Annotated in this window: 16 protein-coding genes; 12 read left to right on the forward strand and 4 right to left on the reverse strand. The window is 57.3% G+C overall.

Translation table 11 applies throughout. From position 1 onward, the window contains the following. Positions 1–184: 184 nt before the first annotated feature. A complete protein-coding gene (gene gshA, locus Q0931_RS02275) occupies positions 185–1,786 on the forward strand; it encodes a glutamate--cysteine ligase (protein ID WP_299256842.1) in 1,602 nt (533 codons plus the stop codon). 34 nt (positions 1,787–1,820) lie between these two features. Next, positions 1,821–2,348, forward strand: coding sequence for a disulfide bond formation protein B (locus Q0931_RS02280; protein ID WP_299256844.1), 528 nt, complete (start codon positions 1,821–1,823; stop codon positions 2,346–2,348). 86 nt (positions 2,349–2,434) lie between these two features. On the opposite strand, the gene Q0931_RS02285 is transcribed toward Q0931_RS02280, so the two are convergent. Both Q0931_RS02285 and Q0931_RS02290 read right to left on the reverse strand, forming a co-directional pair. Continuing rightward, positions 2,435–3,904, reverse strand: coding sequence for an FAD-dependent oxidoreductase (locus tag Q0931_RS02285; RefSeq protein WP_299256846.1), 1,470 nt, complete (start codon positions 3,902–3,904; stop codon positions 2,435–2,437). 244 nt (positions 3,905–4,148) lie between these two features. Next, a complete protein-coding gene (locus Q0931_RS02290; protein WP_299256848.1) occupies positions 4,149–4,829 on the reverse strand; it encodes an HAD family phosphatase in 681 nt (226 codons plus the stop codon). Positions 4,830–4,999: 170 nt separating this feature from the next. On the opposite strand from Q0931_RS02290, the gene Q0931_RS02295 reads away from it, so the two are divergent. The 3 genes from Q0931_RS02295 to Q0931_RS02305 all read left to right on the forward strand — a co-directional run bounded on the left by Q0931_RS02295 (position 5,000) and on the right by Q0931_RS02305 (position 9,096). After that, positions 5,000–5,500, forward strand: a complete 501-nt coding sequence (locus Q0931_RS02295) for an RNA pyrophosphohydrolase (protein WP_299256850.1) — start codon at positions 5,000–5,002, stop codon at positions 5,498–5,500. A 79-nt stretch (positions 5,501–5,579) separates the two neighbouring features. After that, entirely contained in the window at positions 5,580–7,841 is a 2,262-nt protein-coding gene (gene ptsP / locus Q0931_RS02300; RefSeq protein WP_299256852.1) for a phosphoenolpyruvate--protein phosphotransferase, read from the forward strand. Positions 7,842–8,067: 226 nt separating this feature from the next. Next, positions 8,068–9,096, forward strand: coding sequence for an acyltransferase family protein (locus Q0931_RS02305; protein WP_299256854.1), 1,029 nt, complete (start codon positions 8,068–8,070; stop codon positions 9,094–9,096). Positions 9,097–9,144: 48 nt separating this feature from the next. On the opposite strand, the gene Q0931_RS02310 is transcribed toward Q0931_RS02305, so the two are convergent. Both Q0931_RS02310 and Q0931_RS02315 read right to left on the reverse strand, forming a co-directional pair. Beyond that, positions 9,145–10,488, reverse strand: a complete 1,344-nt coding sequence (locus Q0931_RS02310; protein ID WP_299256856.1) for a sigma-54 dependent transcriptional regulator — start codon at positions 10,486–10,488, stop codon at positions 9,145–9,147. After that, a complete protein-coding gene (locus tag Q0931_RS02315; RefSeq protein ID WP_299256858.1) occupies positions 10,481–12,022 on the reverse strand; it encodes a HAMP domain-containing sensor histidine kinase in 1,542 nt (513 codons plus the stop codon). Before Q0931_RS02315 ends, Q0931_RS02310 begins: the two co-directional genes overlap by 8 nt. Positions 12,023–12,197: 175 nt before the next feature. On the opposite strand from Q0931_RS02315, the gene lgt reads away from it, so the two are divergent. From lgt to Q0931_RS02350, 7 genes are all read left to right on the forward strand, one after another. Next, on the forward strand, positions 12,198–13,001 hold the full coding sequence (gene lgt / locus Q0931_RS02320; RefSeq protein ID WP_299256860.1) for a prolipoprotein diacylglyceryl transferase: 804 nt from the start codon (positions 12,198–12,200) through the stop codon (positions 12,999–13,001). Positions 13,002–13,014: 13 nt separating this feature from the next. Then, positions 13,015–13,809: a thymidylate synthase gene (locus Q0931_RS02325; RefSeq protein ID WP_299256862.1), complete on the forward strand. Its 795-nt coding sequence runs from the start codon at positions 13,015–13,017 to the stop codon at positions 13,807–13,809. A 20-nt stretch (positions 13,810–13,829) separates the two neighbouring features. After that, on the forward strand, positions 13,830–14,357 hold the full coding sequence (locus tag Q0931_RS02330) for a dihydrofolate reductase (protein ID WP_243409228.1): 528 nt from the start codon (positions 13,830–13,832) through the stop codon (positions 14,355–14,357). Between the two features lie 99 nt (positions 14,358–14,456). Then, positions 14,457–15,236: a ProQ/FINO family protein gene (locus Q0931_RS02335; RefSeq protein ID WP_299256866.1), complete on the forward strand. Its 780-nt coding sequence runs from the start codon at positions 14,457–14,459 to the stop codon at positions 15,234–15,236. 381 nt (positions 15,237–15,617) lie between these two features. Then, positions 15,618–16,829 carry a porin gene (locus Q0931_RS02340; RefSeq protein ID WP_299256868.1) on the forward strand — a complete coding sequence of 404 codons (1,212 nt, stop codon included), beginning with the start codon at positions 15,618–15,620 and terminating at the stop codon, positions 16,827–16,829. A 311-nt stretch (positions 16,830–17,140) separates the two neighbouring features. After that, complete coding sequence (locus Q0931_RS02345) at positions 17,141–17,374, forward strand: DUF1656 domain-containing protein (protein WP_299256869.1); 234 nt, start codon at positions 17,141–17,143, stop codon at positions 17,372–17,374. 13 nt (positions 17,375–17,387) lie between these two features. Continuing rightward, on the forward strand, positions 17,388–18,365 hold the full coding sequence (locus Q0931_RS02350) for an HlyD family secretion protein (protein ID WP_299256871.1): 978 nt from the start codon (positions 17,388–17,390) through the stop codon (positions 18,363–18,365). The last annotated feature ends 1 nt before the right edge of the window (position 18,366 follow it).

Below are 18,366 nucleotides of genomic sequence, written 5' to 3' on the forward strand. Positions count from 1 at the left end.
CGCTTGAAAGGGCCGAGTCGCGCTTCATAATGAGCACACTATTGGCAGATGCCGACGCCTGACTGATGCAGTGTCATCAGGTGCCGGTCGACGAAAACAGTTCCGGAGCCTGTCCCGGCCACCTGCCGGCATGCGCGCGATAAAGCCACTGCGCGCGGGCTCCCGCAAGAGAAGGTGTTCAACCTTGTCCGAGCAATTCACTCGCCGCATCGATGGATTGAGCGCACCGGCGCAGCAGGGCCTTTTTGGCCGCATTCGCCGAGGCATTGAAAAGGAAGGTCTGCGCGTGGATTCTCGGGGGCATATCGTGTCAACGCCCCATCCGCATGCTCTGGGCTCGAAGCTGACCCATCCCTACATCACGACCGATTATTCCGAGTCGCTGCTGGAGTACATCACGCCGGTATTTTCCCGGCCATCGGATGCGCTTGCCTTTCTGGGAGATTTGCATCGCTACAGCTATCGCTATCTGGGACAGGAGCTCATCTGGCCCTCGAGCATGCCTGCAGAACTCGATGGCAACGATAGCGTGCCGATTGCCGATTACGGCAGTTCCAATGTAGGTACCATGAAGCGGGTCTACCGTAACGGTCTGGATATGCGCTACGGGCGCATCATGCAGTCGATCGCGGGTATTCACTACAACTTTTCGCTGCCCGATGAGCTCTGGACGCATCTACAGGACATTGACGGTCAGCAGGCAGTTTCGGCCCAGGCGTTTCGCTCGCGCGGCTATTTTGACCTGATTCGCAACTTCCGCCGTAACAGTTGGGTGCTGATGTATCTGTTTGGTGCCTCGCCCGCCGTGGATCGCAGCTTTCTGGAAGGACGCGATGCCGGGCTGCTGCCTCATGGCGGGCAAACGGAGCTTTCGGATACGGCGTCCACGCTTCGCATGAGCGATCTGGGCTATCAAAACAAGGTGCAGTCTCAGCTGCGCATCTGTTTCAACTCGCTTGAAAACTATATCGGTACCCTGCGCCATGCCATTGTCACGCCGTGGCCCGCTTATGAGCGTGAAGGCGTCGAAGTCGATGGGCAGTGGCGTCAGCTCAATGCCAACATGCTGCAGATCGAAAACGAGTACTACAGCGATATTCGTCCCAAGCGTGTGGCACGCCATGATGAAACGCCGACTCAGGCCATGGAGTCGCGCGGCGTGGAATATATCGAGGTGCGCTGTCTGGATCTCAATCCGTTTACGCCGCTGGGCATCGATGAGCAGCAGATTCACTTTATCGACACGTTCCTCGTCTGGTGCCTTTTGTCGCCCAGTCCCTGGATCAATGATGAAGAGTGTGACCGCCTCGATGACAATCGGGCACACGTGGTTCGTGGAGGGCGTGACGCGTCACTGATGCTGTCCTTTGCCCACGGTGATCGCCCTCTGCACGAGTGCCTGGAAGAGATTTTTGATGCCATGGTCCCCATCGCCGAACTGATGGACAGCGCTGATGAGCGCGCCTCCCATCAAAAGGCCCTGACCGAGCTGCGTAAGCTGATTCATCACCCCGAGAAGACCCCGGCCGGGCGCATGCACCAGCAAATGCAGGACAGTGGCAGCGATTTCGTGACCTGGTCGCTGGAACGTGCCCGTGAACATGCACAGTGGTTTGCCGATACGCCGATGGATCCGGCGCGTGACACGCTGCTTGATCAGCTGGTGGAAACCTCCCATCAGCAGCAGCGTGAAACGGAAGAGGGCGACGATGTTGATTTTTCGACCTTTATGCGGCGTTATTTCGAACATGCGCGTCAATTGAAGGTCAATAATGGCGCTCAATAACGAAATGACAACGTAAAATCGGTGGGAATCACGCATGACGAATCTGTTGAATCGGTCGGCACGCCAATGGTGTCTTGTTGGCAGCGTCTTTTGTATTGCCATGCTGGCCTTCGCGCTGGTGTTGCAGTATGGCTTCGGGCTTGAACCCTGTCCGCTGTGTACCTTTCAGCGGGTGGCCGTGCTGGCGGCGCTGGTGCCGCTGATCATCGGAGCGCTGCATAACCCCCGGGGATGGGGCGGCAGCCTCTATGGTGTGCTGGCACTGATCGGTGCCGGCGCCGGCATCTTTCTGGCCGGTCGTCATGTCTGGCTGCAGCATCTTCCCGCGGATCAGGTGCCCAGCTGTGGACCGGGACTGGATTACATGATGGAAGTGCTGCCGCTGAAAAGCGTGATTGCCACCGTGTTAAGCTCTTCGGGAGAGTGTGCCGATATCGAAGGCAGCTTTCTGGGCGTTTCCCTGCCCGGATGGACGCTGGTCGGATTCGTTGTGCTGACCCTGATCACGATGGGTCTGATCTCGAGTGCCATCAAGCGCCAGCGTTTGAATGCCAGCGCCTGATCACGCCGTATCGACAAGCATTGTGGTTAACATGAAAAAGGCACCTCAGGGTGCCTTTTTTTATGCCAGCAATTGCTTGCCGACCATCAGACGCCGGGGCCGACGCTTTTGTCTTCTTTTTCCTTTTCCTGCTCGGCATCAAGATCTTCGCCATGAGATGACTTCTCGGGCGACATCTGCGGTGCCTCATCAAGCCCTCGAAGTTCGACTTCACCCATCAGCAAATCGCGCTCGAAGGCTTCCTTGTCGATGTTAAAGCCCAGGAATTTCTGCGCCAGATACAGATCCTTCTCGGCGTTGCCCAGACAGCTGGTGCCACCGGGCGAGGGTGTCATGTTGAACACGATGCCTGTACCCGGGTCGATCTTGGCCTCGCCCATGACCAGCTTTTTGGCCGTCTTGTCGATCAGCTGGGGACGTACCCCACCAAAGCCCTTGGCAAACTCAACATCTTCGGCGCGCAGGCTTGGTACGATGCTCTTGATGCTCTGGTGGAAGAGCCTCTCGCGCAGCACCGGCACTTCATACATGAAGTTCTTGAACACGTAGTTGCGAATATCGCGAACCTTGAGCAGATCCCAGAAGACCTTCGCCACGCTGCCGTCGAAGCGGAAAACGCGCAGAAATTCCGTAAAGGTCTTGCTGTTATAGCGCTCAAGCAACGGCAGCATCAGGGCTGTGGGGCCAAAGCGGGTCTTGCCCTCGACCAGTACGTCCGGGTCACCGTGTACGGCCGCAAAGGGCAGGTTCTCGTTCTGGATGGTGTAGACCTTGCCGTTGAGTACCCTGGGCGTGAAATAAAACGACCCGGCCATCGGCAGGCAGGACTTGTCCAGACCATAGCCCATCTGGTGGGCAAACAGCAGCGAGTGACCGCCGGCGGCAACAACGACATAGCGTGCCTGCAGGGTACCCTTGTTGGGCGTAGTGACCTTGAAAAGGTCGCCTTCCTTTTCGATCCTGTGAACCGGCGTGGAAAGATGCAGATCGCAGGTCATGCCCTTTTTCTCGGCATCCTGCTCGGCATATTTTACAAAGGCTTCGGACAGCGTGGTGTAGTTGACGGCCGTATATTCGTTGGCAGAGCCCAGCGCCAGAATCTTCTCTGCAGGGTCTCGGCCTTCCACCACTTTCGGCTCCTGGGCGGCGATATCGTCGCGCTCCAGAAGACGCATGTTCGGGAAGAGTTCACGGAAGGTGTCAAAGCGCTTGCGCAAAAAATCACACTGCTTGTCGCCAACACCCAGCACCATCTTGGGGTAGCGATAGATGATGTGGTCGCGCTCTTCGGCGGCCAGCTTGGTGCCGAAATTGATGACCATGCCGGCGGTGCGCTTGGTCGTGCGCGCCTTGTCCAGCGTGTAGTTGGTCTCGATATCGCCGCAGTGAATGGTCTGGCTGTTGTTGCGACCATGCGAATTGACGATGGCAACCTTGTCATACTTCTCGATCAGACCGATGGCATTGACATCGGTATATCGAGCCAGTTCATACAAAAGGGCAGTGCCTGATACGCCGCCACCCACGATAAGGACATCATACGTCGTTGCTGCCATGGCTTCTCACGCTCGGTTTGATGCGAGATTTGCGTCCTGATCTGTCATCCTGACATGACACGGGGCATTACACACCGAGGAGTCATCGTCATGGATGGGTAGATGACAAACAGGACGCGCTGGGTCGAACGGCACTTCCATGGTCTGGCCGGAGGGCGGGCCCCGATCGGGGAGGGCGCTTGTCAATGCCTGTCCGGTTCAACCAATGGTGTCAAAGTGACACACTCCGCGATGGATATGTCGATTATAGGGAATCACGCCGTTCGTCGCGATCCCGCAGGGTAATGATTTGCCAGTGCCGCTGTCGGGCAACGTCAGCCAGTACCGGGTCCGGATCGACTGCCACGGGGTTGTCGACCCGTTCAAGCAACGGCAGATCATTTTGAGAGTCACTGTAGAAAAAGGCGCCCTCAAGCGAAATGTCGTGCGCCTCGATCCACTGTTCCAGACGGGTGATCTTGCCCTCGCGAAAGCTTGGAATGCCCGTTACGCGTCCGGTGTAGCGATCAGCTTCCATCTCGGGCTCCACGGCGATCAGGTGCTCAACGCCCAGCCTTTTTGCGATGGGGCCGGTGACAAAGCGATTGGTGGCCGTGATGATCAGGATCCGGTCACCGCGGCTACGGTGCTCCTCCAGCAGCGCCTCGCCACGAGGCAGGATGATGGGGTCGATGCGATCCTTCATGAAGTGCCGGTGCAGTTCATCAAGCTCTGTTAGGCTGTGGCGGGCCAGTGGCTCAAGTGCAAAGGCCAGATATTCATGGATATCCAGCGTGCCGGCATCGTAGGCACGATGGAAACGATCATTTTCACGACGAAAATGGTCACGATCGACAATGCCCTGTTCCACCAGAAAATCGTTCCAGGCGTGATCGCTGTCGCCGCCAAGCAGTGTGTTGTCGAGATCGAAAATGGCCAGCGTCAAGGGGAAGGCTCCCATCAAAGGCAAGGGTCGGTTTGTTTAATTTCATTATTACAAAGATGATCGCGCTTTAATATGCGCAACAACTCGCGCCTGCCTGCGCGCAGCATATTGATGCGCTTTCGCGCTTTGTGGAAGAATGCCTGTAATCTATTTTCAAAAGGTGGCAAGTCGTGATCGATCCCGACGGTTTCCGGCCCAACGTTGGCATCATTATTGCCAACTGCGGTGGTCAGGTGCTGTGGGCACGACGGGTAGGACAGAATGCATGGCAATTTCCACAGGGTGGGATCAAGGAAGATGAGACACCTCATGACGCCTTGTATCGAGAACTGAAAGAGGAGATCGGCCTGCATCCCGATGACGTCGATATACTGGCCTGTACGCGTGGCTGGCTTAGATATCGACTGCCAAAGGGACTGATTCGTACCCATTCGCGCCCGCTTTGCATCGGCCAGAAGCAGAAGTGGTTCCTGTTGCGCATGCGATGTCAGGAATCAAGCATTTGTGTGGATACCACGCCCAAGCCCGAGTTTGACGGCTGGCGATGGGTCAGTTACTGGTATCCTCTGGGTCAGGTAGTGTCTTTCAAGCGTGACGTCTATCGGCGCGCCCTGCGAGAGCTGGCGCCGCGTCTACCGGGAGAGGGTTCGGTGGATGCGGCCGGCCAATAGCGGCCATTGACGTGTCCGTTCGTCTGCCTTGTACAGGCGAGCGGACATGGCAGATATACAGGGATGAAAATATAACGCCATGCTCGAAATTCTTCGCCGCATCGTTCAGGAGGTTAATGGCGCTCGCAGCCTGGATGCGGCGCTGTCGATCATTGTGCGGCGCATACGCAAGGCAATGCAGACCGACGTCTGCTCGGTGTATCTGCGCGATGACGAGCGTGACTGCTTCATTTTGATGGATACCATCGGCCTGAATGCTTCGGCCATCGGTCAGGTCACCCTGAAACCGGGGGAGGGGCTGGTGGGTCTGGTCGGTCAGCGCGAAGAGCCTCTCAACATCGAGGAGGCCCCGTCGCATTCCCATTTCCGCTACTTCGCCGAAACCGGCGAGGAGCGCTATTCAAGCTTTCTTGGCGTCCCCATCATTCATCAGCGGCGCGTGCTGGGCGTACTGGTCGTACAGCAGCGCGAGAAACGCCAGTTCGGTGAGGGTGAAGAAGCCTTTTTGATCACCATGGCTGCCCAGCTGGCCGGTGTGCTGGTGCATGCCCTGTCGACCGGGGCGCTGGCGCGATTGAGCGACCCGGGCACTCAGGCGCTTCTCAACGGCATTGCGGCGGCACCCGGTATGGCCATCGGGGAAGCCTTTGTGGTGGTGCCATCGGCCAATCTCGAGGCAGTGCCCGAGCGTGTGCCCGACGATATCGAAGCCGAGGTCATGCGTCTGCGCGAGGCCATCGACTGCGTTCGTCACGATATCCGTCAGGCGGCGGAGCGGCTGGCCAGTCGTATTTCGGCACAGGAGCAGGCGCTTTTTGATGTCTACCAGCAGATGCTGGGGGACGCCGCGCTGGGCAATGAGGTCGAAAAGCGTATCCGGGAGGGGCAGTGGGCACCCTATGCGCTGTCGCGGGTGGTACAACGCCATGTCAACTATCTCGAGCGCGTGGATGACAACTATCTACGTGAGCGCGCCGCAGACATTCGTGATCTGGGACGTCGTGTTCTGGCTCATCTGCAAAAGGACAGCAGCGCCCGCAAGCCCGTCTATCCCGAGCGCACCATCCTGGTCGGTGACGAGATCAGCGCTGCACAGCTCGGTGAAATTCCGCGCGAAAAGCTGGCAGGTCTGGTAGCGCTGCGTGGCTCAAGCACTTCTCACGTGGCGATTCTGGCCCGGGCCATGGGGATCCCGGCCGTGATGGGCATGAACGATCTGCCCATTTCCCGGCTGGCTGGCACGCCCATGATCGTTGATGGCTATCGCGGTCGGTTGATCCTGCGCCCGCAGCCGGATCTGTTGGTGCGCTACGAGAGCATGATCGAGGAAGAAAAAGCGCTCACCTCGATGCTCGAAAGCGAGCAGTCCCTGCCCAGTGAAACCAGCGACGGGTTTCGTATCCGGCTGATGATCAACACCGGTTTGGCCGTGGAAATGAGTGGCTCGCCTGCGGCGCGAATCGACGGGGTAGGGCTCTATCGCACCGAAGTGCCCTTCATGATGCATCAGCGCTTTCCCAGCGAGAAAGAGCAGACGCGCATTTATCGCGAGCAGCTTCAGGGATTTTCCCCACTGCCCGTGGTCATGCGTACGCTGGATATCGGCGGCGACAAGTCGTTGCCCTATTTTCCCATCGAAGAAGACAATCCGTTTCTGGGCTGGCGCGGTATCCGGGTGACGCTGGATCACCCTGAAGTACTGATGGTGCAGCTGCGCGCCATGCTCAGAGCCGCCGAGGGGCTGGATAACCTTCGTATCCTGCTGCCGATGGTCACAAGCGTCGAAGAGGTCGATACGGTATGTCGTCTACTGGATCGCGCGATACAGGAACTGCGTGATGACGGCGTTCAGATCGAGCGCCCGCTGCTGGGTGTAATGCTTGAAGTGCCCGCGGTGATCTATCAGCTGGAGGCGCTTGCCTCGCGCGTTGATTTTTTCTCGGTGGGCAGCAACGATCTGATTCAGTACCTGCTGGCAGTCGATCGTAACAATGCGCGCGTCTCGGGGCTCTATGATGCCTGCCAGCCGGCAGTGCTCAGGGCGCTGGATTACATTGCCCGGGAAAGCCGGCGCTTGAACGTTTCTACCTCGGTGTGTGGCGAGCTGGCGGGGGACCCGATCGGCGCGCTGTTGTTAATGGGTATGGGGTATCAAGTACTCTCAATGAATGCCCCCAATCTTTCGCGGGTGCGTGCCGCGATACGACGTGTCTCGATGGAGGGGGCGCAGAATCTGGTCAACGACGTACTGGCCCTGCATTCGCTGACCGAGACGCGCGAGCTGGTTTATCAGCGCATGAAAGAGTGGGAACTGGCGCATCTGCTCCCCCCCCGGGACTGATTATGATATTGGTGCGTGTCGTTTTGACCCATGGCGATCGTGTGTCGTGACGACCCATGTGTCGTCGTGACACACGCAATGTGATTGTCCGGAACCCTGCCAGCACGATTTCCCCCATTAAAAATCTTTCAAAAACAATTGCTTGAAAATTTCCTTCATGGTCAGTCATGTTGGCATGGTCGTTGCTCCTCTCTGAAGCAACGACGTCAACGGATAGTGGCTGCCCATGGCTAAAAAACTTGAATGGATCAATATTCTGAAAGGACTTGGCATCATGATGGTGGTGTACGCCCACATGACGTCCGGGTTTGTGCGGGATTTCTTCTTTTTATTTCACATGCCGCTGTTTTTCATCATTGCCGGCTACCTCTTTAGACCGAATGCCGACCTCAGGGCGTATCTGGGCCGCAAAAGCCTGCATCTGCTGGTGCCCTACGGTTTTTTCATGGCCCTTTTGTATATGCCCGTACTCTATCAGTCGCTGGATGGCGATCAGACATTGTCACAGGCGCTGCTGAATATGGTGTTGGGCGGACGTGCCCTGATCTCGGGGCTGGCCGCCTTCTGGTTCGTGACCTGTTTCTGGGCGACGCAGCAGCTGATCAATGTGTTGCTGACGCGTCTGTCATTGCGCACTACCGGCATTATCATGCTGGCCATGCTCGGGCTTGCCACGGTCAACCAGTGGTTTTTCAGAGAGCTCTGGCTGATAGGCAATTTCAACGTGGTTCTGATGGCCGCGCCCTGTTTTTATCTGGGGCATCTGGTGGCGCATTACCGGATTGATGTCGAAAGGCCGCGTGTGCTGCTGCTGACCGCAGGTATTGGCGTACTGTCGATGTGGTGCGTTCACGCCGATCCACATTTTACGATGGACATGAAGTATGCCGATTACGGGATGCCGGTATTGAGCCTTCTGGGCGCTTTTGCCATAACCCTTGTGTTGATGGCGCTGTCGCGACAGCTCGCACGCGTGCCGGTGGTCTCCAGGGTCGTGGGCCTGATAGGGAAAGCCTCCATGGTGATCATGTTCCTGCACCTGAGCATTCAGGTCACGCTTGATCACCATGGCCTGGTAGAGGCGCTGGCGCCGCGCTGGCTCTTGATGCTGCTGCTGCCGGTACTGCTGTATCTGCTGGTACGCCAAAATGGCTGGGCACGACTGCTGTGCCTGGGAGACTCCACCGTGCTGACCGAGCGACGTGCCCGTCGACATGAGCAGCGCCAGAAGGGGATCACACTGGTTTCCAGTTAATGTCGCAGGGTTATGACCTGAATGTCGGATCGGAAGGGCAGGCCAGGGCTACTCCCGCTCTTCCAGACGGCGATAGAGCGTCTTGCGGCCGATACCCAGAATATCGGCAGCACGGCGCTTGTTGCCATCAACGGCGTCAAGCACGCGCTGAATGTAGCGCTGCTCCATCTGCTCAAGACTGAGCCACTCCTGAGTTTGAGCGTCATGGCCTTCGCGAGTGGTTGCTGCCTGGCGAAAGCGTTCGGGAAAATCATCGGGTTCAAGGATATTCGTTTGGGCCAGGGTGACGGCGCGTAAAATGGCGTTGTCCAGCTCCCTGACGTTACCGGGAAAGGGATAGGCCCATAGCAGCGATAGTGCCGAGGGCGACAGCGTCATGGGGTGTCGTCCCTGTTCCCGGCTGTAACGCTCGATGAAGTGCTCGGCCAGCAGGGCAATGTCATCGGGGCGCTCACGCAGGGGCGGCAGGGTCAGACTGAAGGTTTCAAGTCGATAAAACAGGTCCTCGCGAAAGTGCCCTGTCTCGATGCGCTCCGCGAGTGAGCGGTTGGTGGCCGCCACGATGCGAATATCGATCTGCTGTTCCTCTTCGCTGCCCACGGGCCTGACGCAATGGGTTTGCAGAACGCGCAGCAGTTTGACCTGCAGGGCAGGCGGCATATCGCCGACTTCATCAAGAAACAGCGTTCCACCATGGGCCTGTTGAAACAGGCCACGGCGGTGGGCAATGGCACCTGTAAAGGCGCCCTTGACGTGGCCAAAGCACTCACTTTCCATGACATCCGGAGCGATGCTGGCACAGTTGACGGCCACAAAGGGACCCTCTCTGCGAGGGCTCTCCCGATGCAGGGCATGCGCCAGCAGTTCCTTGCCGGTACCGCTTTCTCCCAGAATCAGGACGGCGGCCTGCTGCGCAGCAAGCCGGCGGGCCTGCTCGAAAAGGGCTGACATGGCCGGCGTGCAGCTGGAGAGCTCGTCCAGGTGAAAGATCTCGCGATTTTCACTGGCCTGCTGGCGGATTTTCAGGACGCGCCGTTGGCTCAGCCGGGCGACGCTGGCGCGCACCTGATCAAGATCCAGCGGCTTGGTCAGAAAGTCATCGGCGCCCCGTTGCAGGGCATCCACGGCCTGTTCGATGCTGCCAAAGGCGGTAATGATGATGACGGCGGGCCGGTCGGGCTGCTGTGCCAGTGACGCCAATAGCGTCATGCCATCCATGCCCGGCAGTCGGATATCGCTGATGATGACGTCAAACCCTGTTGTTTCAGACAGCGTCATGGCCTGCTCAGCGCTGTCGACACCGGTGACGATATGGCCGGCCTCCTCGAGCTCCTCGGTAAGGAGTTCGAGAATGGCCGCATCATCTTCGACAATCAGGATCTGATCAGTCATGGCCGTGGTTCCGTGGCATGGCATCCTCGGTGTGGTCCGTGTTTTCCATTTTGTTGCCGTCGGGCGTTGCGTCCTCGGCTGCGAGGGCCTCAGGCGGCAACAGGGTCTCGGCGGGCAGGGTGATCACGAAGGCAGCACCGCCCATTGGGCTCTCTTCCAGCGTGATGTGGCCGCCGTGATCTTCTACTACACGGTGCACGATCGTCAGGCCCATACCGCTTCCCTTGCCGGTTCCGCGAGTGGTGTAGAAGGGGTCAAAGATCTGACTGCGGTGCTTCGCTTCAATGCCCGGTCCGTTATCCTCAAGTCGCAGAACCACGCCTGTGGCTGAATAGTGCGCTGAAATAACGACGTCATCACCGCCGGCCTGGAAGGCATTCTTGATCAGATTATCCAGCAGTTGCTGAAAGCGCTGTCGATCCACGGTAATGGCATCTCTTGTCGGGAGATGTACCACAAGTCGTGGATGAGTCTTTTCAAGATGCAGGGCGTCGCGGGCCAGCCGCTCGGCCTCATGGATCATGTGCCCCAGAGAGCATTGCTCCGGATGCAGTGTATGACGACGGCCCATGTCCATCAGTTGGCGGATGGTGGCCTCCATGCGCCGGGTTTCGTGGCGGATTCGCGTCAGCCGCTGGCGGGCGTCATCGGGCAGGTCATCGCGGCGCTGCAAACGTTGAACCTGTCCATCAATGACCGTTAGCGGCGAGCCAAGTTCATGGGCCACACCTGCGGCCAGTACGCCAATTTCTGCCAGCCGTCGGGATTTCTTGAGGCTTCGCTCCAGTGCAAGCTGTTGCTGCTGCTGCGCGCGGACCTCCTGTTCCTTGTGGGCCACGGCATCGAGCATGGCATTGAACGCCTCACCCAGTTCGCGAAACTCTCTGGCGCCCCCGGGCGTCATGCGGTGCAGCCGATTGCCGCCCTGAACGGCCTTCATGCTGCGATAGAAGCTGTTGACCGGACGGTTCACATAGCGGCGAAAGCCCCACCACACCATCAGCACGACCAGAATGCCCACAACCGCGGCCAGCAACAGTGCCACGATGGTCATGAGGCTCATGTAGCGCTCGATGCCGGTGGCCAGACGATTGATCTGCAAAACGCCCAGCACGTCACCCTGAGCGTTCGTCATCGGCAGCAGATAGATGTAGAAGTTCTGCCCGCTCTGCTGCGAATAGCCTTCTGCTTCCCTGGCTGTACTGATCGCCTTTTGCAGCATGGCCTCATCCTGCAGACCACCGGCGAGGCCGACACCGGCAATCTGCTGACCTGAAGGCGACAGGACAAAGGCACCATAGAGTCTTGAGAGTGAAAAGGTGGTGCTCAACCCTTCCTGCAGGGCCTGCGGCTCGTGGCGAGCCAGTGCCCGGGTCAGCGGCAGGCGGATGCCGTGGGCAATCAGCCGTACCTCTTCCTGCTGACGCTGCTGCATGTTGTCTTCCAGTACCCAGAGCGCCACGGCGCTGAAGGTCGCAAGCGTTAACAGCAGAGGACAGATGATGGTCAACAGTATGGTATTGCGCAGTCTCATGGCGGCCCTTTTGATCAACGTCTGGCTACCTTAACGCGCCGTGCAGGAGCAGACGAGCGCTGGTGTAAGGGCGAAAAGGCCTGATGGTCATGGTAGACTCGCCGCTGTCGTTGGCATTACCCCGACAGGGGCGATGTTGTCGGGTCTGATAGGGCTCTTCTGCAGGGGAGGTTGCATGTTTCATCATCCGCAGTTTGATCCGGTAGCGGTCTCGCTTGGACCGCTGGCCATTCACTGGTATGGCCTGATGTATGTGGTGGGCTTTGTCGGCGCCTGGTGGCTGGCCCGCGTGCGCGCCGAGCGACTTGGGCTGACAAGGGACCAGGTCGGTGACATCATTTTTTACGGCGCCCTTGGGGTAGTGCTGGGTGGGCGTATAGGTTACGCCATCTTTTACGGCTGGGAGCAGTTTCTGGCCAACCCGCTCTGGCTTTTCAAGGTCTGGGAAGGCGGCATGAGCTTTCACGGCGGGCTTATCGGCGTGCTCATTGCGTCACTGCTTTATGCGCGTCGTCATCAGTTGACCTTTTTTCAGCTCACTGACTTTATTGCGCCGATGGTGCCCATCGGTCTGGGCGCCGGTCGACTAGGTAACTTCATCAATCAGGAACTGCCCGGACGCGTGACGGATGTGGCCTGGGGCATGGTGTACCCTCTCTATGGCCCCGAGCCGCGTCACCCTTCCGAGCTTTACGAGTTTGCCCTTGAGGGCGTGGTGCTATTTTGCATTCTCTGGAGCGTCTCGCAGACGCCGCGTCGGCGTGGGCTGATCTCGGGACTGTTTCTGATCTGCTATGGCGCCTTTCGCTTTTTTGTCGAGTTCTTCCGCCGGCCCGACCCGCAGCTTGGCTTTATCGCTTTCGACTGGCTGACCATGGGTCAGCTGCTGTGCATTCCCATGTTGCTTTTGGGAGTGGTGCTGGTCATCTGGTCGCGTCGTCAAAACGTTGACGACGCGCGTTCTTCTTCACGGATATAAACGGTTCAAGTACATGCAGCCCTATCTCGAACTCATGCAGCAGGTGCTCGATCATGGCGTGGAAAAGCATGATCGTACGGGCGTGGGGACGCGCGCCATTTTTGGTCATCAGATGCGTTTTGATCTCTCGCAGGGCTTTCCGCTGCTGACCACCAAGAAGCTGCATCTGCGCTCGATCATTCACGAGCTTCTCTGGTTTTTAAGCGGCGATACCAATATTGGTTATCTCAAGGACAATGGTGTTTCGATCTGGGATGCCTGGGCCGATGATGACGGCGAGCTGGGTCCGGTCTATGGCTATCAGTGGCGCAGCTGGCCCTCGCCCAAAGGCGGGGAAGTGGATCAGATCAGCCGGGTCATCGAGCAGATCAGGACCCACCCCGATTCCCGGCGCCTGATTGTCTCGGCCTGGAATCCGGCGCTGGTCGATGAGATGGCGTTGCCGCCCTGTCATGCGCTTTTTCAGTTCTTTGTGGCGGAGGGCAAACTCTCCTGCCAGCTTTATCAGCGCAGTGGCGATATCTTTCTGGGGGTACCGTTTAACATTGCAAGCTATGCGCTGTTGACCCACATGGTGGCTCAGGTGTGTGATCTGGCACCGGGGGAATTCATTCATACGCTGGGTGATGCGCATCTCTACAGCAATCACATGGAGCAGGCGCGCCTTCAGTTAACGCGTGCCACAAGGCCGCGGCCCACACTCAGGCTCAATCCTGACGTGAAGGACATTTTTGCCTTCCGCTTTGAAGACATCGCCATCGACGACTATGACCCCCACCCGCACATTCGCGCCCAGGTGGCCGTCTAATGCGACCGGAGAGCGAGATCATGCAGGAAACACTGGTCCCCATTGCCATGATTGCGGCGGTTTCACGCAATCGTGTGATCGGCGTCGAGGGCAAGCTGCCCTGGTATTTGCCCGAGGATCTGAAGTTTTTCAAGGCAGTCACATTGCACAAGCCGGTGGTGATGGGACGCGCTACCTTTGCCTCCATTGGCAAGGCGCTGCCCAACCGTCTCAATATTGTGGTCACACGCGATACGAGCTTTGAGCATCCCGGCGTGCGGGTATGCCATGATCTGGAAAGCGCGCTGGCGCTGGCAGACGATCAGGCCATGATCGAGGGCAATGAGGAGATCATGGTCATCGGGGGGGGCGAGATTTATCAGCAGGCACTGTCTTGCGCTTCCCGACTTTATCTGACAGAAATTGATGTCGAGGTGGAAGGGGATACCCATTTCCCTTCGCTGGATGAGCACTGGCAGGAAGTGGAGCGGGTAGCAGGCTCGCCCACTGAGGGGCAGCCCGGCTACGACTTTGTGCGCTATGAAAGAAACGACGCTGCACAGGCCTGATACTGGCTTGCCGGATGCTGGCTGCAGGTCCCATAAAATAATGTATGGTTCGATGGTGTCGAAGACAGACACCATCATGAAAAGGCTTGGGAGATGGGCGTGAGCGATCGTTTAGATGAAGTGTTCAGCACGCTTGAGCAGCAGGCAGGCGATCTGAAAGCACGTCTGGAGAGTGCAAGAACCCGCATTCGGGAGCTTGAAAACACCAATCGGGAGCTGATGGCTCGCCTGACACGCATTCAACAGATGTCGGGTGCTGACAATGAGACCTCGTCTGCACAGCCTGTACCGCCAGACAGCCTTTCAGAGAGCGTTGTCGTGACCGCTGAGGGGGCAGAAACCGGCAGTACGGAAGCGCCCGACAGTGACGTCTCTCGTTCGCCCATCTCCGAGGTGACAGTAGAACCCGACGCCTTGCCGCCGGCGCCAGACGAATCATCCACGCCTACAGAGCAGAACATGTCCGAAGTTGTTGAAACAGCACCGCTTGAGCCTGCCCGGGAAGACATCTCTCCTCAGGCGCTTCTCAAGCAGTGGTATCGTCGCTACCCCAAGACCTTTTTCGAGCGTCATACCCGGCCGCTGGCCATTGGGATCCATGAGTCGCTTTCGGCTCGCGAGCCCTACAGCGAAAAGCTGATTCGTCGGGCGCTGGCGGGCTACGTCAATTTGCCCCGCTATCTCAAGTCGGTACGGGTCAACGCAGCGCGTATCGATCTGGAAGGTCAGGAGGCCGGCAAAGTCGAGGAAGAAGATGCCCGGCATGCCAAGGAGCAGCTCAAGCGCCTACAGGATCGTCAGCAGGAGCGAGAGGCCGAAAAGCAAAAGCGCAGATTGGCACAAAAGATGTCCGAGTTGGCACATCGTCATCAGCGTTAAATAGAAAAAATGGAAGGCATTAATCGTTAAGCTGCAAACTAAATGGCACGCGTTTTGCCAGCATATATTTGTATGATGTAACGCTTTGATGTTTTTTGTTTTTACCAAAAAGGGCGCCCGATAAGGGCGCTTTTTTTTTGGTTATACAAAAGAGTTTGTCATATAAAAGTAACGATTTTATCCCAGAATACCGGCTTAGGAGCGGCGTTCTAGTCCAATAGTAAAAAGAACGAAAACGCTGTTTTTTTCTTGTTGCGTTAGTGAAAACGCCGTTATAAGGTAGCTCGGCGAGCAACAAACAATAACAGCTCGAACGTTACCGGCGTCGGGCATCTGCTACGGCAGACAATCGAACAGTTAGCCAGTTAAGGAAAAACCAAGATGAAAAAGACGCTCTTAGCGACTGCGATTGCCGGTGCGCTCGGCACGATGGCGGCTGGTGCCCAGGCGGCCACGGTTTACAATCAGGACGGTTCCAAGCTGGACGTTTACGGTAACGTTCAGTTGGGCTGGAAAAGCACTAAAGAAGCTCAAGAAGATGCTGATGGTAACTTTACAGGTCAATCTTCAACAGAAGATGATCTTTTTGACAACAGGTCGACCATCGGGTTCCGTGGCGAACATATTATCAACCCGAACCTGACGGGTTATTTCCGTGCCGAATTCGAGTTCAACGCCGATCGGCAGAAAGGTTATTACGATCAAGGTGGTTCCAATTCGAATGGTTCAGGTCTTTCCAAGGGTGACCAGGCCTACCTGGGTCTGACCGGCAACTTCGGTGATGTGCGTATTGGTTCCTGGGATAACCTGATCGATGATTGGGTTCAGGATCCCGTCTCCAACAATGAATATTTCAATAACACCGACAGCAGCGGTGATATCGGTGGCAGCACCTGGCAGGAAGCCAACAAGGTCACCTATACCTCACCGGTGACCGCTGGATTCCAGTTCGCTATTGGTACCCGTTATTATGGCGACGCTGAAGATACTCAAGCCTTCCAGGATGCTTATCTCAACGGCACTGTTGATCTGAATGACGATGGTGAGCCGGTCAATGGTCTTCAGAATGGTAGTTTTGCTGTTGATGATGACGGCAGTGCTTCCCTGTTCGGTGGCCTGCGTTACATGGTCGGTGACTGGACGCTGGCAGCAGTCTATGATGACCTGAAAAACTTCAAATATATCGAAACTGATGGTGATGAGCATGACTATGGTCAGCAGTTCGGTTTGAACGCGACCTGGCAGATGAACGATGATCTGCGCGTGTCTGCCAAGTGGGAGCAGTTGCACGGCCAGTGGGCTGACGATGCCGATGCCAACCGCTACGGTCTTGGTGCGCGTTACAGCTATGGCATGGGCGACCTTTACGGCTCTTACCAGTATGTTGATGCCGATCGCAACGCGGTTGCATTGATTGACCCCAGCAATTTCGCTGGAGTCGATCAGGGTGATGACGAGAGCTATAATGAATTCATTCTCGGCGCGACCTACAACCTGAGCAGCCAGATGTATGTATGGCTGGAAGGCGCCAAGTATGATCGTGAAGAAGATACAGGTGATGGTTTTGCAACCGGTATCGCCTACAGCTTCTAAGTGCCTGTCCTGATCGTCCCTATGACGTTCAAGACATATAATGAACCGGCTTCCAGAAGGAAGCCGGTTTTTTTATGCCGGTTACCATGCGCTGTACGATCCATATGAATGAGCGAGCTTGAACAAGCGTGCCTTTTCCTGCGATGCCTTCACGGAGCATGACGCGTACAATATCTCGGTTGCTGACCGGCTTATTCGACAGGAACAGGGTTTTTAACAGCGCCGGGTCGGCGGCACTGCACTATGCTTTGGGCACTTCATTACCGGTGAGTCCGCCATCATGAGCACTGCTTTCATGACTGATGACCTTGATGGAACAGAAACAGGAGAAGGGCGTGTTACTGCGTGAACTTTCCATTGGCGGTGTCTTCATCAGTCCGATGCTGCTGTTTGCGCTGGTGTCTCTGGCGATTTCGGCGTTGCTGCGAACCCTGATGCACAAGGCGGGTCTGACACGCTGGGTATGGCAGGAGGCGTGGTTTGACGTCAGTCTGTTCGTGATTGTGCTGGCCGTGGTGACCTACCTTTCAAGTCATGTGTTGTAGAAGCGAAACCTGAATGCGCACGATTATTAGAGTCTTCATTACGCTGGTGCTGGCCGCCATTGCCATCGCGCTGGGTGTCTGGCTGTGGCAGTACTACATGTATACGCCGTGGACGCGCGATGCTCGCGTTCGCGCTGATATCGTCACCATCGCCCCTGACGTCTCGGGCTGGGTCATGGATCTTGATGCCCATGACAATCAGCAGGTGAAGGTTGGTGATGTGCTCTTTACCGTCAATCACAAGCGCTACGAGGCGGCCGTGCGTCAGGCCGAGGCCACGCTTGCCAACCGGGAGTATTCCTGGCAGCTCAGCGAACATGAGTATGAGCGCCGCCGCAACCTGGGCAGCAACGCCATCAGTACCGAGGATCGCGAGACCGCACGGCTCAATGCGCAGATTGCCAGGGCGCAGCGTGATCTGGCACAGGCGCAGCTCGACAGTGCCCGCATCGACCTTGAGCGCAGCGTGGTGAAAGCACCGGTGGATGGCTCGGTGATCAATCTGCATCTGCGCCAGGGCAACTATGTCAGCCAGGGCAATGCGCAGATGTCGATCGTGCGCAACGGCTCCTTCTACATCACGGCCTATTTCGAGGAGACCAAGATCCCCTCGATCGATATCGGTGATGATGCCAGTGTCTGGCTGATGGGGGGAGACCAAAAGATGCACGGTCACGTCGTCAGCATCGGCCGCGGGATCGCCAATACCAATACAACACCCGATGGGCAGCTTTTGCCTCAGGTGCAGCAGACCTTTACCTGGGTGCGCCTGTCCCAGCGAATTCCCGTGGATATCGCCATCGATCATATCCCTGACGGCGTCTACCTGAGCTCGGGCATGACGGCCAGTGTGCGCATTGATGACCAGCATCAGGAAGATGACGGTGTGGATGGCGTGCGTCCGCAGGGCATGGGCAACGCCGGTGAGCAGGCTCGTGATCCGGATATCCCGCCGGCGGTAACCAGTAACGCCGAGCAGCGGGATCCCTGAT

Origin of the sequence: uncultured Kushneria sp. (genome assembly GCF_947497025.1) — a bacterium.
Lineage (GTDB): Bacteria > Pseudomonadota > Gammaproteobacteria > Pseudomonadales > Halomonadaceae > Kushneria.

Coding starts and splice junctions, on each gene's coding strand:
- Q0931_RS02280 (WP_299256844.1), top strand. CDS start 1,821: ATGACGAATCTGTTGAATCGGTCGGCACGCCAATGGTGTCTTGTTGGC.
- Q0931_RS02285 (WP_299256846.1), bottom strand. CDS start 3,904: ATGGCAGCAACGACGTATGATGTCCTTATCGTGGGTGGCGGCGTATCA.
- ptsP (WP_299256852.1), top strand. CDS start 5,580: ATGCTCGAAATTCTTCGCCGCATCGTTCAGGAGGTTAATGGCGCTCGC.
- Q0931_RS02305 (WP_299256854.1), top strand. CDS start 8,068: ATGGCTAAAAAACTTGAATGGATCAATATTCTGAAAGGACTTGGCATC.
- Q0931_RS02310 (WP_299256856.1), bottom strand. CDS start 10,488: ATGACTGATCAGATCCTGATTGTCGAAGATGATGCGGCCATTCTCGAA.
- Q0931_RS02315 (WP_299256858.1), bottom strand. CDS start 12,022: ATGAGACTGCGCAATACCATACTGTTGACCATCATCTGTCCTCTGCTG.
- lgt (WP_299256860.1), top strand. CDS start 12,198: ATGTTTCATCATCCGCAGTTTGATCCGGTAGCGGTCTCGCTTGGACCG.
- Q0931_RS02325 (WP_299256862.1), top strand. CDS start 13,015: ATGCAGCCCTATCTCGAACTCATGCAGCAGGTGCTCGATCATGGCGTG.
- Q0931_RS02330 (WP_243409228.1), top strand. CDS start 13,830: ATGCAGGAAACACTGGTCCCCATTGCCATGATTGCGGCGGTTTCACGC.
- Q0931_RS02340 (WP_299256868.1), top strand. CDS start 15,618: ATGAAAAAGACGCTCTTAGCGACTGCGATTGCCGGTGCGCTCGGCACG.
- Q0931_RS02345 (WP_299256869.1), top strand. CDS start 17,141: ATGGAACAGAAACAGGAGAAGGGCGTGTTACTGCGTGAACTTTCCATT.
- Q0931_RS02350 (WP_299256871.1), top strand. CDS start 17,388: ATGCGCACGATTATTAGAGTCTTCATTACGCTGGTGCTGGCCGCCATT.